Origin of the sequence: Niveibacterium terrae (assembly GCF_048213115.1) — a bacterium.
Lineage (GTDB): Bacteria > Pseudomonadota > Gammaproteobacteria > Burkholderiales > Rhodocyclaceae > Niveibacterium > Niveibacterium terrae.
Map to the genome: position 1 here is coordinate 3,323,386 of NZ_CP172404.1, position 19,989 is coordinate 3,343,374.

Genomic DNA, 19,989 nt, shown 5'->3' on the forward strand with positions numbered 1-19,989 from the left:
GCGCACTGCATCCGGACAGAATCGACCATGCAAAAGATCCCGCTTTCCGCGCTCGAACAGCGCGATGAATTCATAGCCCGCCATCTCGGCTCGAACGCCACCGAGACCGCCACGATGTGCAAAGCCATCGGCGCCGCCTCGCTCGACGCGCTGATCGACCAGACCGTGCCGGCCGGCATCCGCCTCGCCGCCCCGCTCGCTCTGGCCGAGCCGGTCCCCGAACACGAAGCGCTCGCCCGCCTCAAAGCGATCGCCGGCAAGAACCAGCTCAAGCGCTCGCTGATCGGCCTGGGCTATTACGACACGCTGCTGCCCCGCGTCATCCTGCGCAACGTGCTCGAAAACCCGGGCTGGTACACCGCCTACACGCCTTATCAGGCCGAAGTTTCCCAAGGCCGGCTCGAAGCGCTGCTGAACTGGCAGCAGATGGTGATCGATCTGACCGGACTGCCGCTTGCCAACGCATCCTTGCTCGACGAGGCGACCGCCGCCGCCGAAGCGATGGCGATGGCCAGGCGCGCCTCGAAAGCGAAGTCGAACACTTTCTTCGTCGACAACGCCGCCTTCCCGCAGACCATTGATGTCGTGAAGACCCGCGCCAAGTACCTGGGTCTCGACCTCGTGTTCGGAGCCGCTCAGGACGCCGACCAGCACGATGTCTTCGGCGCGCTGCTCCAGTACCCGGACAAGCACGGCGAAGTGCGCGATCTCTCCGCGACGATTTCCGCGTTGCGCGCGAAGGGCGCAATCGTCGCCGTCGCCTCCGACCTGATGGCCCTCGTGCTACTCAAGTCGCCCGGCGCAATGGGTGCGGACATCGCACTCGGCTCCGCGCAGCGTTTTGGCGTGCCGATGGGCTTCGGCGGCCCGCACGCAGCCTTCTTCGCGACCCGCGATGAGCACAAGCGCGCGGTGCCCGGCCGTATCATCGGCGTGTCGATCGACGCGCGCGGCAACAAGGCGCTGCGCATGGCGCTGCAGACCCGCGAACAGCACATCCGCCGCGAGAAGGCCAACTCCAACCTCTGCACCTCTCAGGTGCTGCTCGCCAACATGGCCGGCATGTACGCGGTCTGGCACGGCCCCGAAGGGCTCAGGACGATCGCGACGCGGATCCACCGTTTCACCTCGATCTTCGCGCAGGCCCTGAAGGACGCGGGCTACGCTCTGAAAACCGGGACTTTCTTTGACACGCTGGACATCGCGACCGCCGACAAGACCGCAGTGATCCATCGGGCGGCGCTCGCGGCCGGCTACAACCTGCGCCATGTCTCGGCGGATGTTCTGGGTGTGTCCTTCGATGAGAAGACGACGCGCGAAGACCTGCAGGCGCTGCTCGCGCTCTTCGGCACTAACGCCGACCTCGCCGCGCTCGACGAAACCGCGCCGACGCTGCCCGACGCGCTGCTGCGGCGCGATGCGATCCTGACCCACCCGGTTTTCCATCGCTACCACACCGAGCACGAGATGCTGCGCTATCTGAAGAGGCTGCAGAACCGCGACCTCGCGCTCGACCACTCGATGATCTCGCTGGGTTCCTGCACGATGAAGCTCAACGCGACCAGCGAGATGATCCCGATCACCTGGCCCGAGTTCGGCGACATCCACCCCTTCGTGCCCCGCGAGCAGGCAGCCGGCTACCTCGAGATGATCGAAGGGCTCTCCGACTACCTGAAGGTCGTGACCGGCTTCCCGGCGATCTGCATGCAGCCGAACTCCGGCGCCCAGGGTGAATATACCGGCCTCGTCGCGATCCGCCGCTACCACGAAGCGCAGGGCCAGGCCCACCGCGATGTCTGCCTGATCCCGAAATCCGCGCACGGCACAAACCCGGCCAGCGCCCACCTGTGCGGACTCGAAGTCGTCGTCGTCGACTGCGACGAGATGGGCAACATCGCGATCGACGATCTCAAAGCGAAGGCCGAGCAGTACCGCGACCGGCTCGCCGCACTGATGATCACCTACCCGTCGACGCACGGCGTGTTCGAGGAAGCGGTCAGCGAGATCTGCGCGATCGTCCATGCCAACGGCGGCCAGGTCTATATGGACGGCGCGAACATGAACGCCCAGGTCGGCCTGACTTCGCCGGCCACGATCGGCGCCGACGTCTGCCACCTGAACCTGCACAAGACCTTTTGCGTTCCGCACGGCGGCGGCGGCCCCGGCATGGGGCCGATCGCGCTCGCCGCGCACATGGCGCCCTACGCGGCCGACCATGCGGTCGCGCCAACCGGTCCGCAGACCCGTGTCAATGCCGGCCAGGGCGCGACAACCGCCGCGCCTTTCGGCTCCGCGTCCATCCTGCCGATCTCGTGGATGTACATCACGATGATGGGGGCCAAGGGCCTGAAGAGCGCGACCGAGATCGCGATCCTCAACGCGAACTATGTCGCGTCCGGGCTGGCCGCCGATTTCCCGATCCTCTACCGGGGCAGCCACGACCGGGTCGCGCACGAGGCCATCTTCGACATCCGTCCGATCAAGGCCGCCAGCGGCATCACCGAGACCGACATCGCGAAGCGGCTGATGGACTACGGCTTCCACGCGCCAACGATCTCCTTCCCGGTCGCCGGGACGATCATGGTCGAACCGACCGAGTCGGAGTCGAAGGCCGAACTCGACCGCTTCATCGCCGCGATGCGCGCGATCCGCGCCGAGATCCGCAAGGTCGAGGCAGGAGAATGGAGCGCCGACGCGAATCCGCTCAAGGGCGCGCCGCACACCCAGGCCGACCTGGTCGGCGAATGGAACCGACCTTACTCGCGCGAAGAGGCGGTCTTCCCGCTGCCTTACGTCGCCGCGAACAAGTTCTGGCCCAGCGTGAACCGGATCGACGACGTCTATGGCGACCGTCACCTGTTCTGCTCCTGCGCGCCGGTCGAGGATTACGAAGCGTAAAGGCGGGCTTCCCCGCCGGACAGCGAAAGGGCCGCCCATCGGGCGGCCCTTTGTTCTTTCAAGCCGGCAAGATGGCTGCCCGCTTCGTTCAGGCCGGCGCGGAGCCGGCGGCATCCGCGCCGGCCTCGCCCCCCTGCTCAGCGGTCCGGAGAGCCCGGCGGGGAATCCGGTCTTCGTCGAGCAGACGAGCGATCCGGGCAAAGACTTCCTCGCGGGAGAAGGGTTTCTTCATGAAGTCGTCGGCGCCGATGCGGCTACCGAAGAACTGCTCGGTGGCCTGTTCGTTGCCGCTCATCATGATGACCGGAATTCCGCGCAGCTCGGGATCGCGGCGCAGCGTACGCAGCGCGGCAAAGCCGTTCATTCCGGGCAGCACGATGTCGAGGAAGATCAGCTCGGGTTTCTCGCGCCGCGCGACCGCAATCCCGCTTTCGGCATCGAGAGCCTCGAAGGTCTTGAAGCCGGCCGTACGCAGGAATTTTCTCAATGCGGCGATGATCGTCGGCGAATCGTCGATGATCAGAACCCGGGTTCCCGCCCGCGCATCGACGCGCTCTTGTCTGCGTCTATCGGCCCGGACGGGCTCTTCCCCCTTCTGATCCCCGGCAGGCTCCGTCGGGGGAGGCCCGGACTTGCCGAGCAGTCTGTTCAAACGACCGATGATGCCCATGATGTACACCGCTTCCTTGTTCCGAGCGGCGCCAGAATCGCGCCGCGATGACAAAAGAGTACTCCCGGAATGCGGACTTGCCCATATAGCATTAAAAACCGGCTTCGAAAACGACGGGCGGAAAACGGCGCGATTCAGGGCGCGGGATTGGGGATGCGTTGGTGAATCGCTTCGATGCCAGCGACGAGCTCAGCCGACAGCGCGAGGTCGGCGCTGGCGAGGTTGCTTTCGAGCTGCTCCAGCGTCGTCGCGCCGATGATATTGCTGGTCACGAAGTCGCGCGACGTGACAAAAGCGAGCGCCATCTGCGCGGGATCCAGGCCGTGGCGGCGCGCGAGATCGACATAGGCGGCGACCGCCCGGCCGGTGTTCTCGCTGCTGTATCGCTGGAAGCGCTCGAACAGGCTGAGCCTGGCCCCGGCGGGACGGGCTCCGTCGAGATACTTGCCGCTCAGCACGCCAAAGCCCAACGGCGAATAGGCGAGCAGGCCCGCCTCTTCGCGCAGCGCGATCTCGGAGAGGCCGATCTCGAAAGTGCGGTTCAACAGGCTGTAGGGATTCTGGATGCTCGCGACGCGGGGCAGGCCGCGTGTCTCGGCCAGGTTCAGATAGCGCGAGAGCCCCCACGGTGTCTCGTTCGAGACGCCGACATGGCGCACCTTCCCGGCCTTGACGAAGTCGGCGAGCACGGCCAGCGTTTCCTCGATCGGCGTCGTGTCCTCGCCTTTGACGTGCTGGTAGCCAAGCTGCCCAAAGGTGTTGGTGCTGCGGTCGGGCCAGTGCAGCTGGTAGAGGTCCAGGTAGTCGGTGTTCAGACGGCGCAGGCTGGCGTCGAGCGCGGCCTCCAGATTCGCGCGATCGAGCGGATTGACGCCGCCGCGGATATGCCGAGGATTGTGCGGCTTCCGGACGGGACCGACGACCTTGCTGGCAAGGATGATCCGGTCCCGCTTTCCCGATTTCGCAAGCCAGGTTCCGAGATAACGCTCGGTCAGGCCTTGGGTTTCGGGCCGCGGAGGCACCGGGTACATCTCAGCGGTATCGATGAAATTGACGCCGGCGGCCAACGCACAGTCGATCTGGGCGTGCGCATCAGCCTCGGTGTTCTGTTCCCCCCAGGTCATCGTACCCAGGCAGATCGCGCTGACTTCGAGGCCAGTGCGGCCCAACGGACGGTATTGCATGCTCTTCCCTCGTTCTTTCAGTGGCGGACGGCCAAGCCCTTGTTGCGACGCCAGCGCCGTGCGGGAGTTCCCCGGGCAAAAAAAAACGCCGGTCGAAACCGGCGTCTTTGGCAAGTCAGGTTCGCTCAGCTGAGCTTGCCGTGACAGTGCTTGTACTTCTTGCCCGAACCGCAGGGGCAAGGATCGTTGCGGCCGACCTTGAGTCCGGCATGCGCCGGAAGGGCCTTGCCATCCTCGGCTTTGCTCGCCAGCGCTTCGTCGTAGTCGGCGTGATGGTACTGGACGTTGTCGACTTCGGGCTGTTCGACCTCTTCGAGCTGTTCCTCGGAGCGGATCCTGACCGTCAGCAGCAGGCGGGTCACTTCGACGCGGACGACGTTGAGCAGGCCTTCGAACAGCTCGAACGCTTCGCGCTTGTATTCCTGCTTCGGGTTCTTCTGAGCATAGCCGCGCAGGTGTATGCCCTGGCGCAGGTGATCCAGTGCGGCAAGGTGTTCGCGCCAGTGAGTGTCCAGGCTGTTGAGCATCACGTTGCGCTCGAAACCCTGCCAAGCTTCCAGATTGACCTGCGCGACCTTGTCCGCGTAGTTCTTTTCGGCAACCTCGATGACCTTGTGGAGCAGATCGATGTCAGACAGGTTCTGATCATCGTGGCTCCACTGCGCGACCGGAACTTCGAGCTGGTACTCGGACGCGAGCGCCTTCTCGAAACCGGGCAGATCCCACTGTTCCTCGACCGAATCGGCCGGAACGTAGGTGCGGAACAGGTCGTGCAGCACGCCCTGGCGCATCGCGGTGATCGTCTCGCTGATGTCGGCGGCGGTCAGCAGCTCGTCGCGCTGAGAGTAGATGACCTTGCGCTGATCGCTGGCGACGTCGTCGTATTCGAGCAGTTGCTTGCGGATGTCGAAGTTGCGCTGCTCGACCTTGCGCTGCGCCGATTCGAGCGAGCGGGTCACGAGGCTATGCTCGATCGCCTCGCCTTCGGGCATTTTGAGCCTGACCATGATCGCGTTCAGGCGCTCGCCGGCGAAGATCTTCATCAGCGGATCTTCGAGCGACAGGTAGAAGCGCGAAGCACCCGGATCGCCCTGACGACCGGAACGGCCGCGCAGCTGGTTGTCGATGCGGCGGGATTCATGGCGCTCGGTGCCGATGATCTTCAGACCTCCGGCCGCGAGGACCTGGTCGTGCAGCCCCTGCCACTCGGCGCGCAGCTTGTCGATCTGCGCCTTCTTTTCATCTTCCGGGATCTCGGCGTTCTCATTGAGAAGCGCGATCTGCCTGTCGACGTTGCCCCCCAGCACGATGTCAGTACCACGGCCGGCCATGTTGGTTGCGATCGTGATCACACCGGGACGACCCGCCTCGACGATGATCTGGGCTTCGCGTTCGTGCTGCTTCGCGTTCAGAACCTGGTGAGGCAGTTTTTGCTCGTCGAGCAACTGGGACAGCAGCTCGGAATTCTCGATCGACGTCGTACCGACCAGAACCGGCTGACCGCGATGGTGGCAATCCTTGATGTCGGCGATGATCGCGGCGTGCTTCTCGGCTGCGGTCCGATAGACGAGGTCGTTCGCATCCTTGCGAACCATCGGCCGGTTGGTCGGAATCACGACCGTTTCGAGACCGTAGATCTGATGGAACTCGTAGGCTTCGGTGTCGGCGGTACCGGTCATGCCGGAGAGCTTGCCGTACATCCGGAAGTAATTCTGGAAGGTGATCGACGCCAGCGTCTGGTTCTCGGCGTTGATCTGCACGCCTTCCTTCGCTTCGACGGCCTGGTGCAAGCCTTCGGACCAGCGGCGCCCCGCCATCAGGCGGCCGGTGAACTCGTCGACGATGACGATTTCGCCATCCTGGACCACATAGTGCTGGTCGCGGTGATAGAGCGCATGGGCGCGCAGGGCCGCGTACAGGTGGTGGATCAGCAGGATGTTGGCCGGATCGTAGAGGCTGGTGCCTTCGGCGAGCAGGCCCGCTTTGGCGAGCAGGTTTTCGGCCGCTTCGTAGCCCTGCTCGGTCAGCAGAACCTGGTGGGCCTTCAGATCGACCGTGTAGTCGCCGGGAACCGTGACGTTCTCGTCCTCGCCTTCCTGCTTCTTCAGCAGCGGCGCGACCGCATTCATCCTCTGGTAGAGCTCGGTGTGGTCCTCGGCCTGACCGGAGATGATCAGCGGCGTGCGCGCCTCATCGATCAGGATCGAGTCGACTTCGTCGACGACCGCATAGGCGAGGCCGCGCTGAACGCGATCCTCGACCGAATAGACCATGTTGTCGCGCAGGTAGTCGAAGCCGAACTCGTTGTTCGTGCCGTAGGTAATGTCCGACGCATAGGCGGCGCGCTTTTCCTCGTGGCTCATCTGCGACAGATTGCAGCCGCAGGTCATGCCCAGGAAGCGGAAGATCCGCCCCATCCAGTCCGAGTCGCGGCTGGCGAGGTAGTCGTTGACGGTGACGACGTGGACGCCCTTCCCGGCGAGCGCGTTCAGGTAGGCAGCCAGGGTCGCGACCAGGGTCTTGCCTTCGCCGGTGCGCATTTCGGCGATCTTGCCGTAGTGCAGTACCATGCCCCCGATCAGCTGAACATCGAAGTGGCGCATGCCGTGGACACGCTTGCCCGCTTCGCGGACAACAGCGAACGCTTCGGGCAGGATCTTGTCCAGAGACTCACCTCCCGCGACGCGCTGCTTGAATTCCTCGGTCTTGGCGCGCAACTGCTCATCCGACAACGCCGAGATCGCAGGCTCGAGCGCGTTGATCGCGCGCACAGTCTGCATGTATTGGCGAACAAGCCGCTCGTTGCGGCTACCGAATATCTTCTTGAGAAGGCCTGCGATCATGTCGAAAAAGGGTTCAGGCGGCAAAGTGGAAAGTGTAGCATGGGCGCACCCTGCTTCCCGGCCGAAGGGCAACAGAGCGCTCACTCGACCGCTTGCCGCATTCGTCGGGGGCAGCTCCCCGCTCGCCCGCCTCCAGGACCGGGCGGCCCTGCTGGGCCAGATCCAGCACGCGCTGGATCTGCTGCTTCCGGACTACATGGCCGGCGCGGTCCAGGTCGCCAACTGCGAGAACCATGTCCTGGCGCTCCACGTCAGCGGTGCTGCCGTGGCGGCCCGATTGAAGATGCTGCTGCCCCGCCTGCGCGAAGGCTTGTGGACTCAGGGCCACGCCATCGAGGAGATCCGGGTCAGGATCAGGCCCCCCAAAACCGAGCTTCGCCACCACGAGGTCGAAACGCGGACTCTGAGCGGCTCGACTCTGGAGCAGCTGGAAAAGCTGCGCGAGAGCCTTCCCGAGCGCTCGCCTTTGGCCGGCCCGCTCGCTCACCTGATCGCCGAGGCGATCCGCCGCGATTGAACGCCACAGCGAAGAACAAGAGATTCACCGCGGGTTCGTGTGGTTCGCGGCGAGGCCTTTCAGAGGATCGGCAGCAGGATACGTTCGGCAACCAGAAGGCCGAAGAAGACCAGCGCGACGACCAAAGCGAAGCGCAGCAACCGTTTCGCGAGCACGAAGTAGCGGGGATTGCCGGTAAAGAGCCAGGCTGCGGCCAGAGCGATGACTCCGCTCGCGATCAGCAGCGCGACGGCGCGAAAGACGAACATCTCAGGCCGTCTGCAGTTCGAGCGCCCGCAAGAGCGGGGCGGGCACCGCCCTGTCGTCGGCGAAGCTGACGATCGCGTAGGCGCTCTCGTCAGAGAGCAGCGCGCGCAGAACCTGGTTGTTCAGCGCGTGGCCGGACTTGTTCGCGCGATAGGCGGCAAGCAGAGGATGGCCGGCCAGATAGAGATCGCCAATCGCGTCGAGCACCTTGTGTTTGACGAACTCGTCCGCATAACGCAGGCCGTCGGCATTGAGCACCCGGTACTCGTCCATCACGATCGCGTTATCGAGGCTGCCCCCGCGCGCGAGCCCGTTATCCCGCATGTACTCGACTTCGTGCATGAAGCCAAAAGTACGCGCCCGGGAGACTTCGCGGACATAGCTCTGTTTCGCGAAGTCTATCGTCACTTCGGTGCCGCTGCGATCGATCGCCGGATGATTGAAGTGGATCGCAAAGTTCAGCAAAAAGCCTTCAAAAGGCTCCAACCTCGCCCATTTATCCCCTTCAACGACCTCAACCGGCTTCAATACCTTCACGAACTTGCGCGCCGTCTTCTGCTCTTCGAGACCGACCGAGTGGATCAGGAACACGAAGGGCGCGGCCGAACCGTCGAGAATCGGGATTTCCGGCCCATCGATATCGACGTAGGCGTTATCGACGCCGAGGCCAGAGAACGCCGACATCAGGTGTTCGACGGTGCCGACCTTCGCCGGTCCGTTCTGCAGGCCCGAGCACAACCGGGTATCGACGACCGAATAGGGATCGGCCGGCAGCTCGACGACGGGATCGAGATCGACGCGACGGAACACGATCCCGGTGTCCGGCGCAGCCGGGCGCAGCGTCAGCGTCACCTTGATACCGCTGTGCAGCCCCACTCCCGTCGTCGTGACCACCGCTTTCAGAGTCCGTTGCTCGAGCATCCCCACCCCTAAGTTCATGATTCGCCGGAAATTCTAGCATGGCGAATCGAACGACCGGATTGCCTCTGTCTATCCAGCCCATAGCCCCGACGCCGCCCGCACCCAAGCCCAGAAACAGAAACGCCCCGGCGAGCCGGGGCGTTCCGAACAGGAGGCGATACGATTCAGTCGGCTTGCTTGCGCAGGAAAGCCGGGATGTCCAGCGTCCCGAAACCGTTTGCGCTCATCGCCTCGACCGTGGAGCGACGATGGGGGCGACGGATCACCGCCGGCTGCTCGAGGTCTGAGTAATCGACTTCGATGCCGACGTTGTCGGTACCGGTGCGGATTACCTGCATCGGCGTCTTCTGCGCAACGGCAGCCTTCGTGACGCCGAGGCCGGTGGCGACGACGGTGACACGGATCCGGTCCTCCATCGACTCTTCGAACACGGTGCCGTAGATGACGAAAGCGTCCTGGTGGGCGAAGGCGCGAACGGTGTTCACCGCCTCACGAACTTCGCTCATCTTCAGCGAACGCGAGGCCGAGATGTTGATCAGCACGCCGCGGGCACCGGACAGCTCGACCCCTTCGAGAAGCGGGCAGCAGGCGGCTTGTTCGGCGGCGATGCGCGCACGATCGAGCCCCGCCGCTTCAGCCGAGCCCATCATCGCGCGGCCCATCTCGGCCATCACGGTGCGCACGTCCTGGAAGTCGACGTTGACGAGACCGGGCAGGTTGATGATCTCGGCGATGCCGCCGACCGCGTTGCGCAGCACGTTGTCGGCCGACTGGAAGCACTCTTCGACCGAAGCGTCCTCGCCATAGACCTCCATCAGCTTCTCGTTGAGCACGACGATCAGCGAGTCGACGTTTTTCGCGAGCTCTTCGATGCCGCTGTCGGCGACGCGATGGCGGTTCTCAAAATCGAAGGGCTTGGTCACGACCGCGACGGTCAGGATGCCTTTTTCGCGGGCCACTTCAGCGACCACGGGCGCGGCTCCGGTTCCGGTGCCGCCGCCCATTCCGGCCGTGATGAAAACCATATGGGCGCCTTCCAGCGCCTCGGCGATCCGGTCGCGCGCATCGAGCGCCGCGGCGCGTCCGGCTTCCGGCTTGGCGCCGGCCCCCAGACCGCTGTCGCCGAGCTGAATCTTGCTCGGCGCCGAGCTGCGCAGCAATGCCTGCGCGTCGGTATTGGCACATACGAATTCGACGCCCTTGACCCCTTCACGGATCATGTGATCGACCGCATTGCCCCCAGCCCCGCCGACACCGACCACTTTGATCAGCGTGCCAGCCGGTTCCTTTTCCTTGATCTCGAACATTGTCTGTATCGCTCCTGTTCAACCCGGTGCCAGGTGTCCTGTTCGACGACCCGCCTAAATATAGGGCGCACCCGGTAGTGTACAACTAAATCTAGAATTCATGCCACTGGCAAGTTTCACACTGCAAACAAGCCCGTAGCCCCCTTAAAAGTTCCGCGCCAACCATGCCATGACGCGTTGAAACGAATGCTTGACCGAACGGGTATCCCTGACCTGAAGCCCCCGTCGGCGCTGTGCCGCTCCTTCAAAAAGCAGACCCATACCGTTCGCATACTGCGGATGACAGACCATATCCGCCAGACTGCCCTGGTAGTGCGGAATACCGATACGCACCGGGGCATGGAAAATCTCTTCACCGAGTTCAACGACTCCGGCCAGAACCGCCGATCCTCCGGTCAGCACCAGGCCGGACGACAGCAATTCCTCGTAACCGCTGCGGCGCAGCTCGGCCTGGACGAGTTCGAAGAGCTCGGAGACGCGCGGTTCGATCACGTCGGCGAGCGCCTGACGCGAGAGCTTGCGCGCGGCACGCTCACCGATGCTGGGCACCTCGATCATCGTTTCCGGATCGACCAGCGCCGGCATCGCGACGCCGTAGCGGATCTTGATCTCCTCGGCCTCGGCGGTCGGAGTGCGCAGCGCCATTGCGATGTCGTTGGTGATCTGATCTCCGGCGACCGGAATCACCGCCGTATGGCGAATCGCGCCCTGGGTGAAGACCGCGATGTCGGTCGTCCCGCCGCCGATATCGACGAGGCAGACGCCCAGTTCTTTCTCGTCCTCCGACAGCGTCGCAAAACTCGACGCGAGCGGCTGCAGCACGAGATCGACGACTTCGAGCCCGCAACGGCGCACGCACTTGACCAGGTTCTGTGCGGCCGACTCGGCTCCGGTGATGATGTGCACCTTCACTTCGAGCTTGACCCCGCTCATCCCGATCGGCTCGCGGACTCCGTCCTGGCCGTCGATGATGAATTCCTGGGTCAGGATGTGCAGGATCTGCTGGTCGGCGGGAATGGGCATCGCCCGCGCGACTTCGATGACCCGCTCGACATCGAGCGGAGTCACTTCCTTGTCCTTGATCGCGACCATTCCGTTGCTGTTGAAGCTGCGGATATGGCTACCGGCGATCCCGGTATACACATCGTGAATCTTGCAGTTGGCCATCAGTTCGACCTCCTGCACGACCCGCGAGATCGCATCGACGGTCGCGTCGATATTGACGACGACGCCTTTGCGCAGACCGCTGGAAGGCTGGGATGCAGCGCCCAGCACTTCGAGTTGCCCGTCGGGTTTGAGTTCGGCCACCAGACAGGTCACCTTCGAGGTGCCGATGTCCAGACCGACGATCAGATCCTTGTATTCCTTGCTCATTGCTTGCCTTTGCTGGTCTGCTGCGCGGCGCTCATCCGCACAGCGAAGCCGCTGGGATAACGCAGATCCGCAAGAACCGCGGGCGCGGACAGCTTGTCCTTGGCCCCGGGCCATGCGGCGACGAAACGGGAAAGTCGGTCGGCGAGCGGAGCGTTGGCCTGGTCGCGCCCGAGATTGAGCTGCATTCCATCCGATAGCTTCAGTTGCCAGGCTTCGCGCGCCGACAGAGTGACCTCGGTCAGGGTCTGATGCAGAGGCGACAGCGCGGTCGAAAACTCGCGATAACGCGTCAGAATCCGCGCGGCCCCGCCTTCGGGCCCCGAGAACACCGGCATCTTCGCGTTGCTCGCCGCGCTGAACACCTCACCATACTGATTGACGAGGCGCATCTCGCCGCTGTCACCGGTTTTCCAGTAGGCAGTCGCGACATGCTCCTCAAGCTTCACTTCCAGCGCGCCCGGCCAGACCCGGCGCACCTCGGCGTGGCGGACCCAGGGCAACTTCTCGAAAGCGCCGCGGGCATCTTCAAGGCTGACGCTGAAGAAGTTGCCGCGCAGCCCGGAGCGGGCCGCGTATTCGAGCTGAGCGCGGGTCACTTGCGAGAGCGGCGTCTTGACGACCACTTCGCGGAAGCTGAACCAGGGCACGGCCAGTGCAAGCTTGACGCAGGCATAGCCGAGCGCGATCGACGCGGCCAGCAGCAGCGCATCGGCGACCGGGTTCATCCACTCGGGACGGTGCCAGAAGCCCGTATCGCGCGCCGCCACGCGGCCACGCGCGGCGGCGCCCGAACGGCCGAAAGCGGGCTGATGCTCAGCCAAGGCGTGCCCCCTTGAGGATTTCGACGCAGAGGTCTTCGAAAGCCGTACCGGCGACGCGGGCCGCCATCGGCACCAGAGAATGCGAAGTCATGCCCGGCGCAGTGTTCATCTCGAGGAAGGAGAAGCTGCCATCCGCGCGCAGGATCACGTCGGCCCTCGCCCAGCCCCGGCATCCGAGAACCTGGAAGGCGGTCAGCGCCGCGGCACGGATCGCCTCTTCGCGGTCGGTCGGAATGCCCGACGGGCAGTGGTAATGGACGACGTCGGTGAAGTACTTGTTCTGGTAGTCGTACTTGCCTTCGGGCGCTTCGATCCGCACCAGGGGCAGCGGCGTGTCGCCGAGCACCGCAGCAGTCAGCTCCTGACCGGCGACGAACTCCTCGACGATCACGAGCGGGTCGAGCTCATGGGCGAGTTTGAAGGCGGCCGCCAGATCCTCGATCGATTCGACCTTTGTCACACCGATCGAAGAGCCTTCGCGCGCCGGCTTCACGAACAGCGGCAGACCCAGCTCGGCAACGACTTGCGCGAAGTCGGTGTCCGCGTTGAGCAGGCGAAAACGCGGCGTCGGCACACCGGCAGCTTGCCAGACGAGCTTGGTGCGCCACTTGTCCATCGCGATCGCCGAAGCCATCACGCCGCTGCCGGTATAGGGAATGCCCATCGTCTCCAGCGCGCCCTGAATCGTTCCGTCCTCGCCGAAGCGCCCGTGCAGGATCAGGAAGGCCCGCGAAAAGCCCTCTTTCGCCAGATCCCAGACCGGCCGTGCGGCCGGGTCGAACGCGTGCGCGTCGACGCCGCGCGAACGCAGCGCTTCGAGCACGGCCTTGCCCGAGATCAGCGAGATCTCGCGCTCGCCCGATTTGCCGCCCATCAGGACTGCGACTTTTCCGAATTCCATCTTCGTTCTTCCGTTCAAACCTGGGGAGCGAGCCGGCCCGGCACCTGGCCGATCGAGCCTGCTCCCATCGTGATCACGACATCGCCGTCACGGGCGACTTCCCGAATGCTCTGCGCCATGTCCGCGACGTTCTCGACGAACACCGGCTCGATCTTTCCCGCGAGGCGCAGCGCGCGCGCCAGAGTCCGCGCGTCAGCCGCGACGATCGGCGCCTCACCCGCCGCATAGACTTCGGTCATCAGCAGCGCGTCGACCGAGCCGAGCACCTTGACGAAATCCTCGAAGCAGTCACGCGTACGGCTGTAGCGGTGGGGCTGGAAGGCCAGAACCAGACGGCGGCCGGGGAAGGCGCCGCGGGCGGCGGCGATCGTCGCCGCCATCTCGACCGGGTGATGACCGTAGTCGTCGATCAGCGTGAAGTGTCCGCCGCCGCTGGCTTCGACCTCGCCATAGCGCTGGAAGCGGCGGCCGACCCCCTTGAACTCGGCCAGAGCGCGGATGATCGCGTCCTCATCGACACCCAGTTCGTGGGCGACCGCGATTGTCGCCAGAGCGTTCAGCACGTTGTGCATGCCAGGCAGGTTCAGCGTGACCTGACGGCCGGCCATGTGGCCGTTGCTGCAGACCACATCGAAGATCATCTGCCCGTTCTCGGCGCGGATGTTCTCGGCGCGAACCTGAGCGTCAGGCGACAAGCCATAGCGGACCACCTGCTTCGAGACGAAGGGCAGGATCTCGCGCACATTCGGGTTGTCGACGCAGAGCACCGCGACGCCATAAAAGGGCAGGCGGTTCAGGAAATCGACGAAGGACTGCTTGAGCCGCGCGAAATCGTGACCATAGGTCTCCATGTGGTCGGCATCGATGTTCGTGACGACCGAGATCACCGGGTTCAGCAGCAGGAAGGACGCGTCCGATTCGTCGGCTTCGGCGACGAGGAATTCGCCCGTACCGAGGCGTGCGTTCGCGCCGGCCGAATTGAGCCGGCCACCGATCACGAAGGTCGGATCGAGTCCGCCCTCGGCGAGTACGCTCGCGACGAGGCTGGTCGTCGTTGTCTTGCCATGCGTTCCGGCGATCGCGATGCCCTGCTTGAGCCTCATCAGCTCGGCGAGCATCTGGGCCCGCGGCACGATCGGAATGTCGCGTTCGCGCGCGGCACGCACTTCGGGGTTGTCATGCTGGACCGCGGTCGAAGTGACGATCGCATCGGCATCAGCGACGTTTTCGGCCGCGTGACCGGTTGCGACACGCACGCCCATGCCGGCGAGGCGACGAGTCACGGCGCTGTCGGCCAGATCCGAACCGCTTACCTGGTAGCCCAGATTGACCAGCACCTCGGCGATGCCGCTCATGCCGGCCCCGCCGATTCCAACGAAGTGAATGCGTCTGATCTTGTGTTTCATGCCCGGCCTCCCGGCGCGAAATCGCTATTGCTCACGTCCGTAATTCCTGATTTCTGCAAAGAATGATGTCCAGCGAAGTTCATGACCGCCCTCCCCGTCCCGCGAGCGCTTCGCACAACCCGGCGACCTCTCCGGCCGCATCGGCGCGCGCGGCATCACGGGCAGCTTCGGCCATACGGAAGAGCTCTTCGCGCGAAGTCGCGCGCAGGCGCTCGGCCAGGGCCCCGGCTGACAGCTCGCTCTGCGGCAGCAGCCAAGCCGCGCCTCGCTCGGACAGGAAGCGCGCGTTACCACTCTGGTGATCATCGACCGCGTGCGGGTAGGGCACGAGGATGCTCGCGACGCCCGCCGCAGCGAGCTCGGCGATCGTCAGTGCGCCGGCCCGGCAGATCACCAGATCCGCTTCGGCATAGGCGGCGGCCATGTCGTCGATGAAGGGTCGCAGGTCGCCTTCGACTCCGGCCTCGGCATAGACGCGGCGCAGCGCCTCGATGTGACGCTCACCCGACTGATGAATCACGGTCGGACGCTGGTCGACGGGCAGGCTCGCGATCGCGCGCGGCACCGCTTCGTTCAGCGCCGAAGCGCCCAGGCTGCCGCCAACGACGAGAATGCGCAGAGGCCCGGTCCGCCCCTTGAAGCGCTCACAGGGCGCGGGCAACTCGGCGATCTCGCGGCGCACCGGATTGCCAACCCACTGCGCTTTCGGCAGCACGCCGGGAAAGCCGCTGACGACGCGGTCGGCGACGCGCGCAAGCACACGATTGGCGAGCCCGGCAATCGAATTCTGTTCATGGACGACGAGTTTGCGACCGAGCAGCACCGCCATCATGCCGCCCGGAAAGCTGACATAGCCGCCCATACCGATCACGACGTCGGGGCGGATCCGGCGCATCGCGCGAAGCGCCTGCCAGAAGCCCGAGAGCAGGTTCAGCGGCAACAACAGCTTGCGGACAACCCCCTTGCCGCGCAGCGCCGAGAAGCGGACCCAGGCCATCTCATAGCCTCGCGCCGGCACGAGGCGGGCTTCCATCCCGTCGGGATTGCCCAGCCACGCGATTTTCCAGCCGCGCGCGCGCAGCGCTTCGGCGACCGCGATTCCAGGGTAGATGTGGCCACCTGTGCCACCGGCCATCACCATCAGGGTCGGCGCCTTCATGGACGACCTCCCCGGGCGAGCTGGCGGTTTTCCCAGTCGATACGCAGCAGCACGGCCAGCGCGACACAGTTGGCGAGGATGCCGGAGCCGCCGAAGCTCATCAGCGGCAGCGTCAGCCCTTTGGTCGGCAGAAGCCCCATATTGACCCCCATGTTGATGAAGGCCTGGACGCCCAGCCAGATTCCCAGTCCCTGAGCCGAAAGACCGGCGAAGTGGCGATCGAGAAGATGGGCGTTGCGGGCGATCGCGAAAGCGCGATGGACGATGATCGCGAACAGCGCGACGACGGTCGCGACACCGATGAAGCCGAGTTCCTCGGCGATCACAGCGAGCAGGAAGTCCGTGTGCGCTTCAGGCAGATAGAAGAGCTTCTCGATGCTGGCCCCCAGGCCCACACCGGTCCACTCGCCGCGTCCGAATGCGATCAGCGCGTGGGAGAGCTGATACCCCTTGCCGAGCGGGTCCTGCCACGGGTCCATGAAGCCGAGGATGCGCTCGCGCCGGTAGGGCGAGAGCCAGATCAGCAGGATGAAGCCGATCACTGCAACGACGATCAGCAGCGCGAAGATCCTGGCCCGGATGCCGCCGAGGAAGAGGATGCCGAACGCGATCGCAGTGATCACGACGAAGGCGCCGAAGTCCGGTTCGCGCAGCAATAGCGCACCGACGAAGAGGATCACGAAGGCGAGCGGCATGAAGCCGCGCCAGAAACTCTTCATGTCCGCCTGTTTGCGGCTCGTGTAGTCGGCCGCATAGAGCGCAACCGCGAACTTCATCAGCTCGGACGGTTGGGGATTGACGAAGCCGAAGCTGATCCAGCGCCGCGCACCGTTCACATCGCGTCCGACGTGCGGGATCAGCACCGCGATCAGCATCACCACGCCGACCGCAAAGATCGCGGGGGCGAGCTTCTGCAAGCGCGCGGACGGAATCCGGAAGACGACGACTCCGGCGAACAGGCCGACCGCCAGGAAGATCAGGTGGCGGATCAGGAAATACGAGGGCTGATAGGCCGAGGCGCGGCTGCCTTCGGCCGTCGCGATCGACGCCGAATACACCATCACGACGCCCATCAGCAGCAGCGCGGCGACCGACCAGATCAGCAACGGATCGAGCTCGCGCGGAATCTGCTGCTGCACGCTCATCAGCCGGCCGACCGCGCGGTTTTCGGCGTGCCGGCCCATCGGCAGCGACGGCGCGGTTCTGGCGAAGAGAGAGGAGAGGAAGCCGGAGATCTTCACAGCTTGACCACTCCCGGAAGGGCATGAACCGCCGCACAGAAGACCTGGGCGCGGTGCGCGTAGCTGCGGAACATGTCGAAACTCGCGCAAGCAGGCGAGAGCATCACCGCGTCGGCGCTCGTCGCGAGGCGGTTGGCAAGCTCGACCGCAGCCTCCATGTCGGCGGCCGGGACGAGTTCGACGCCGCAGCCGGCGACCGCGTCGGCGATCAGCCCGGCATCGCGTCCGATCAGCACGACCGCGCGGGCATGCCGCGCGAAGCACTCGCGCAGCGGCCGGAAGTCCTGGCCCTTGCCGTCGCCGCCGGCGATCAACACGACCTTGCGGCCCAGACCTTCGAGTGCGGCGACCGTCGCGCCGACATTCGTGCCTTTCGAATCGTCGTAGAACACGACTCCGTCGGCGCGACGAGCGACCGCTTCGACGCGGTGCGAGAGCCCGCGGAAGGCGGCGAGCGCTTCGAGCACGGCCTCTTCGGGCAAATCGAGCGCATGGACCAAAGCCAGCGCAGCAAGCGCATTGGCCACGTTGTGCTGTCCGGCAAGCTGAAGCCGGGAGCGGGCAATCAGCGGCTTTTCGCCGCGCGCGAGCCAAGCTTCGCCAGCGACCTCGAGGATGCCGTAATCGTCCGCGGACGCCGGAGCGTCGAGACCGAAGGAAATCGTCCTGAGCCCGGCGCGCGCCATCGCGGCGACCCGGGGGTCTTCGCGGTTGAGCACCTGGACCGCGGCGTGGGCGAATACTTCGGCCTTGGTGCGGGCGTAGTCGTCGAGATCGTCGTAGCGGTCGAGGTGATCGTCGCTGATGTTCAGCACAGTCGCCGCATCGGGCGAGAGGCTGTACGTCGTTTCGAGCTGGAAGCTGGAGAGTTCGAGCACCCAGGCCTGGGCCGGCACGCCCGAATCCTCGCGGCGAATCCATTCGGCGAGCGCGGCCGGGCTGATGTTGCCAGCAACCGATGTTTCGAGACCTGCGGCGCGGCACAGCTCGCCGACCAGCGTCGTCGTCGTCGTCTTGCCGTTCGTGCCGGTGATCGCGACCAATTTGACCGGCTTGCGGCTGGCGGCCAGAGCGCGGGCGAAGAGTTCGATCTCGCCGACGATCTCGATGCCGCGCACGCGCGCCTCTTCGATCAGCGGCTGGCGCAGGGTCAGGCCAGGGCTGATCGCGATGAGGCTGACGCCGTCGAGCAGGCGCTCGTCGAAAGCACCCAGGATCAGTTCGACGCCGGCGATTGCCCGCACTTCATCCGCACCCGGCGCTTGCGGACGCGAATCGGCGACGCGCACGCGCGCGCCCTGACGCGCCAGGTGGCGCACCATCGCGAGCCCCGTTTCACCGAGGCCCAGAACCAGACAGGGAAGATCGCTCAGCGTTTTCATCGCAGTTTCAGACTCGAAAGACCGAACAGAACCAGCATCAGCGTGATGATCCAGAAGCGCACGACGACTTGGGTCTCTTTCCAGCCGCTCAGCTCGTAGTGGTGGTGCAGAGGCGCCATCCGGAAGATCCGTTTGCCGCCGGTGTAGCGGAAATAACCGACCTGGACCATCACCGACAGCGCTTCGGCGACGAAGAGCCCGCCCATGATGAAGAGCACGACTTCCTGGCGGACGATGATCGCGACGGTTCCCATCGCGGCGCCGAGCGCCAGAGCGCCGACATCGCCCATGAACACGTCGGCCGGATAGACGTTGAACCACAGGAAGCCGAGGCCCGCGCCGCACAGCGCGCCGCAAAACACGGCCAGCTCGCCGGCGCCGGGAATGTAGGGAACGCCCAGATAGCGCGAGAACACCGCGTGGCCGGCGACATAGGAGAAGATCGCCAGAGCGCTCGACACCATCACGGTCGGCATAATCGCGAGGCCATCGAGCCCGTCGGTCAGGTTCACCGCGTGACTGGTGCCGTTGATGACGAAGTAGCCGAGGACGACGAACTCCAGCACGCTCATCGGGATCACGACCGACTTGAAGAAGGGCACGATCAGCCAGGTCTGGGCGGGAGTCGTTGCGGTCAGGCCCAGATAGGCGACCGCCGCGGCCGCGATCAGCGAAGTCCACAGGTACTTCCAGCGCGAGGCGAGTCCTTTCGGATCCTTGTAGACGACCTTGCGCCAGTCATCGACCCAGCCGACGATGCCGAAGCCCAGCGTCACGGCCAGCACGACCCAGACGTAGCGGTTCTTCAGATCGCTCCAGAGCAGGGTCGTGACGCCGATCGAGATCAGCACCAGCACTCCGCCCATCGTCGGCGTGCCGGCCTTGGTCAGATGGGACTTGGGTCCGTCGTCGCGAACGGCCTGACCGATCTTCTTGGCAGCCAGCCAGCGGATCACGCCGGGGCCGAAGATGAAGGAGATCACCAGCGCGGTCAGCGCTGCGAGCATCGTGCGCAGCGTGATGTATCCGAACACATTGAAGGTCCGGATGTCTTGTCCCAGCCAGAGAGCGAGTTCGAGCAGCATTTCTAATTCAGACTTTCTTCAAAGCCGATGCGAA

At 64.8% G+C, this 19,989-nt stretch carries 16 protein-coding genes; 2 read left to right on the forward strand and 14 right to left on the reverse strand.

What is annotated here, in order from left to right:
* The first annotated feature begins 27 nt into the window (after window positions 1–27).
* Window positions 28–2,898 carry an aminomethyl-transferring glycine dehydrogenase gene (gene gcvP, locus ACHFB9_RS15425; RefSeq protein ID WP_417068305.1) on the forward strand — a complete coding sequence of 957 codons (2,871 nt, stop codon included), beginning with the start codon at window positions 28–30 and terminating at the stop codon, window positions 2,896–2,898.
* An 88-nt stretch (window positions 2,899–2,986) separates the two neighbouring features.
* Here gcvP and ACHFB9_RS15430 read toward each other — a convergent pair whose 3' ends face one another.
* The 3 genes from ACHFB9_RS15430 to secA form a co-directional block, all read right to left on the reverse strand.
* On the reverse strand, window positions 2,987–3,568 hold the full coding sequence (locus tag ACHFB9_RS15430) for a response regulator (protein ID WP_417068307.1): 582 nt from the start codon (window positions 3,566–3,568) through the stop codon (window positions 2,987–2,989).
* Between the two features lie 134 nt (window positions 3,569–3,702).
* On the reverse strand, window positions 3,703–4,752 hold the full coding sequence (locus ACHFB9_RS15435) for an NADP(H)-dependent aldo-keto reductase (protein WP_417068308.1): 1,050 nt from the start codon (window positions 4,750–4,752) through the stop codon (window positions 3,703–3,705).
* Between the two features lie 125 nt (window positions 4,753–4,877).
* Entirely contained in the window at window positions 4,878–7,595 is a 2,718-nt protein-coding gene (gene secA / locus ACHFB9_RS15440) for a preprotein translocase subunit SecA (protein ID WP_417068310.1), read from the reverse strand.
* Between the two features lie 25 nt (window positions 7,596–7,620).
* Between secA and ACHFB9_RS15445 the strand changes: the two genes are divergently transcribed.
* Complete coding sequence (locus ACHFB9_RS15445) at window positions 7,621–8,112, forward strand: DciA family protein (protein WP_417068311.1); 492 nt, start codon at window positions 7,621–7,623, stop codon at window positions 8,110–8,112.
* Window positions 8,113–8,171: 59 nt separating this feature from the next.
* On the opposite strand, the gene ACHFB9_RS15450 is transcribed toward ACHFB9_RS15445, so the two are convergent.
* The 11 genes from ACHFB9_RS15450 to mraY form a co-directional block, all read right to left on the reverse strand.
* Window positions 8,172–8,360, reverse strand: a complete 189-nt coding sequence (locus ACHFB9_RS15450) for a hypothetical protein (RefSeq protein ID WP_417068312.1) — start codon at window positions 8,358–8,360, stop codon at window positions 8,172–8,174.
* A gap of 1 nt (window position 8,361) precedes the next feature.
* Window positions 8,362–9,279 carry a UDP-3-O-acyl-N-acetylglucosamine deacetylase gene (lpxC, locus tag ACHFB9_RS15455; protein ID WP_417068313.1) on the reverse strand — a complete coding sequence of 306 codons (918 nt, stop codon included), beginning with the start codon at window positions 9,277–9,279 and terminating at the stop codon, window positions 8,362–8,364.
* A 164-nt stretch (window positions 9,280–9,443) separates the two neighbouring features.
* Window positions 9,444–10,586 (reverse strand): cell division protein FtsZ, encoded by a 1,143-nt coding sequence (gene ftsZ, locus ACHFB9_RS15460; protein ID WP_417068315.1) that lies wholly within the window; start codon window positions 10,584–10,586, stop codon window positions 9,444–9,446.
* A gap of 144 nt (window positions 10,587–10,730) precedes the next feature.
* Window positions 10,731–11,960, reverse strand: coding sequence for a cell division protein FtsA (gene ftsA / locus ACHFB9_RS15465; protein ID WP_417068317.1), 1,230 nt, complete (start codon window positions 11,958–11,960; stop codon window positions 10,731–10,733).
* Window positions 11,957–12,781, reverse strand: coding sequence for a cell division protein FtsQ/DivIB (locus tag ACHFB9_RS15470; protein ID WP_417068319.1), 825 nt, complete (start codon window positions 12,779–12,781; stop codon window positions 11,957–11,959). The genes ftsA and ACHFB9_RS15470 overlap by 4 nt, the downstream gene beginning before the upstream one ends.
* Complete coding sequence (locus ACHFB9_RS15475) at window positions 12,774–13,682, reverse strand: D-alanine--D-alanine ligase (protein ID WP_417068320.1); 909 nt, start codon at window positions 13,680–13,682, stop codon at window positions 12,774–12,776. The genes ACHFB9_RS15470 and ACHFB9_RS15475 overlap by 8 nt, the downstream gene beginning before the upstream one ends.
* Before the next feature lie 14 nt (window positions 13,683–13,696).
* Window positions 13,697–15,088: a UDP-N-acetylmuramate--L-alanine ligase gene (murC, locus tag ACHFB9_RS15480; RefSeq protein ID WP_417068322.1), complete on the reverse strand. Its 1,392-nt coding sequence runs from the start codon at window positions 15,086–15,088 to the stop codon at window positions 13,697–13,699.
* A gap of 79 nt (window positions 15,089–15,167) precedes the next feature.
* Window positions 15,168–16,247, reverse strand: coding sequence for an undecaprenyldiphospho-muramoylpentapeptide beta-N-acetylglucosaminyltransferase (gene murG, locus ACHFB9_RS15485; protein ID WP_417068323.1), 1,080 nt, complete (start codon window positions 16,245–16,247; stop codon window positions 15,168–15,170).
* A complete protein-coding gene (ftsW, locus tag ACHFB9_RS15490; protein ID WP_417071411.1) occupies window positions 16,244–17,392 on the reverse strand; it encodes a putative lipid II flippase FtsW in 1,149 nt (382 codons plus the stop codon). The genes murG and ftsW overlap by 4 nt, the downstream gene beginning before the upstream one ends.
* Before the next feature lie 92 nt (window positions 17,393–17,484).
* On the reverse strand, window positions 17,485–18,870 hold the full coding sequence (murD, locus tag ACHFB9_RS15495) for a UDP-N-acetylmuramoyl-L-alanine--D-glutamate ligase (RefSeq protein WP_417068325.1): 1,386 nt from the start codon (window positions 18,868–18,870) through the stop codon (window positions 17,485–17,487).
* Window positions 18,867–19,955 carry a phospho-N-acetylmuramoyl-pentapeptide-transferase gene (gene mraY / locus ACHFB9_RS15500; RefSeq protein ID WP_417068327.1) on the reverse strand — a complete coding sequence of 363 codons (1,089 nt, stop codon included), beginning with the start codon at window positions 19,953–19,955 and terminating at the stop codon, window positions 18,867–18,869. The genes murD and mraY overlap by 4 nt, the downstream gene beginning before the upstream one ends.
* Between the last annotated feature and the right edge of the window lie 34 nt (window positions 19,956–19,989).

Bases quoted from the DNA above. Each gene is read 5' to 3' on its own strand.
- gcvP (WP_417068305.1), top strand. From the start codon at position 28: ATGCAAAAGATCCCGCTTTCCGCGCTCGAACAGCGCGATGAATTCATA.
- ACHFB9_RS15430 (WP_417068307.1), bottom strand. From the start codon at position 3,568: ATGGGCATCATCGGTCGTTTGAACAGACTGCTCGGCAAGTCCGGGCCT.
- ACHFB9_RS15435 (WP_417068308.1), bottom strand. From the start codon at position 4,752: ATGCAATACCGTCCGTTGGGCCGCACTGGCCTCGAAGTCAGCGCGATC.
- secA (WP_417068310.1), bottom strand. From the start codon at position 7,595: ATGATCGCAGGCCTTCTCAAGAAGATATTCGGTAGCCGCAACGAGCGG.
- ACHFB9_RS15450 (WP_417068312.1), bottom strand. From the start codon at position 8,360: ATGTTCGTCTTTCGCGCCGTCGCGCTGCTGATCGCGAGCGGAGTCATC.
- lpxC (WP_417068313.1), bottom strand. From the start codon at position 9,279: ATGCTCGAGCAACGGACTCTGAAAGCGGTGGTCACGACGACGGGAGTG.
- ftsZ (WP_417068315.1), bottom strand. From the start codon at position 10,586: ATGTTCGAGATCAAGGAAAAGGAACCGGCTGGCACGCTGATCAAAGTG.
- ftsA (WP_417068317.1), bottom strand. From the start codon at position 11,960: ATGAGCAAGGAATACAAGGATCTGATCGTCGGTCTGGACATCGGCACC.
- ACHFB9_RS15475 (WP_417068320.1), bottom strand. From the start codon at position 13,682: ATGGAATTCGGAAAAGTCGCAGTCCTGATGGGCGGCAAATCGGGCGAG.
- murC (WP_417068322.1), bottom strand. From the start codon at position 15,088: ATGAAACACAAGATCAGACGCATTCACTTCGTTGGAATCGGCGGGGCC.
- murG (WP_417068323.1), bottom strand. From the start codon at position 16,247: ATGAAGGCGCCGACCCTGATGGTGATGGCCGGTGGCACAGGTGGCCAC.
- ftsW (WP_417071411.1), bottom strand. From the start codon at position 17,392: ATGAGCGTGCAGCAGCAGATTCCGCGCGAGCTCGATCCGTTGCTGATC.
- murD (WP_417068325.1), bottom strand. From the start codon at position 18,870: ATGAAAACGCTGAGCGATCTTCCCTGTCTGGTTCTGGGCCTCGGTGAA.
- mraY (WP_417068327.1), bottom strand. From the start codon at position 19,955: ATGCTGCTCGAACTCGCTCTCTGGCTGGGACAAGACATCCGGACCTTC.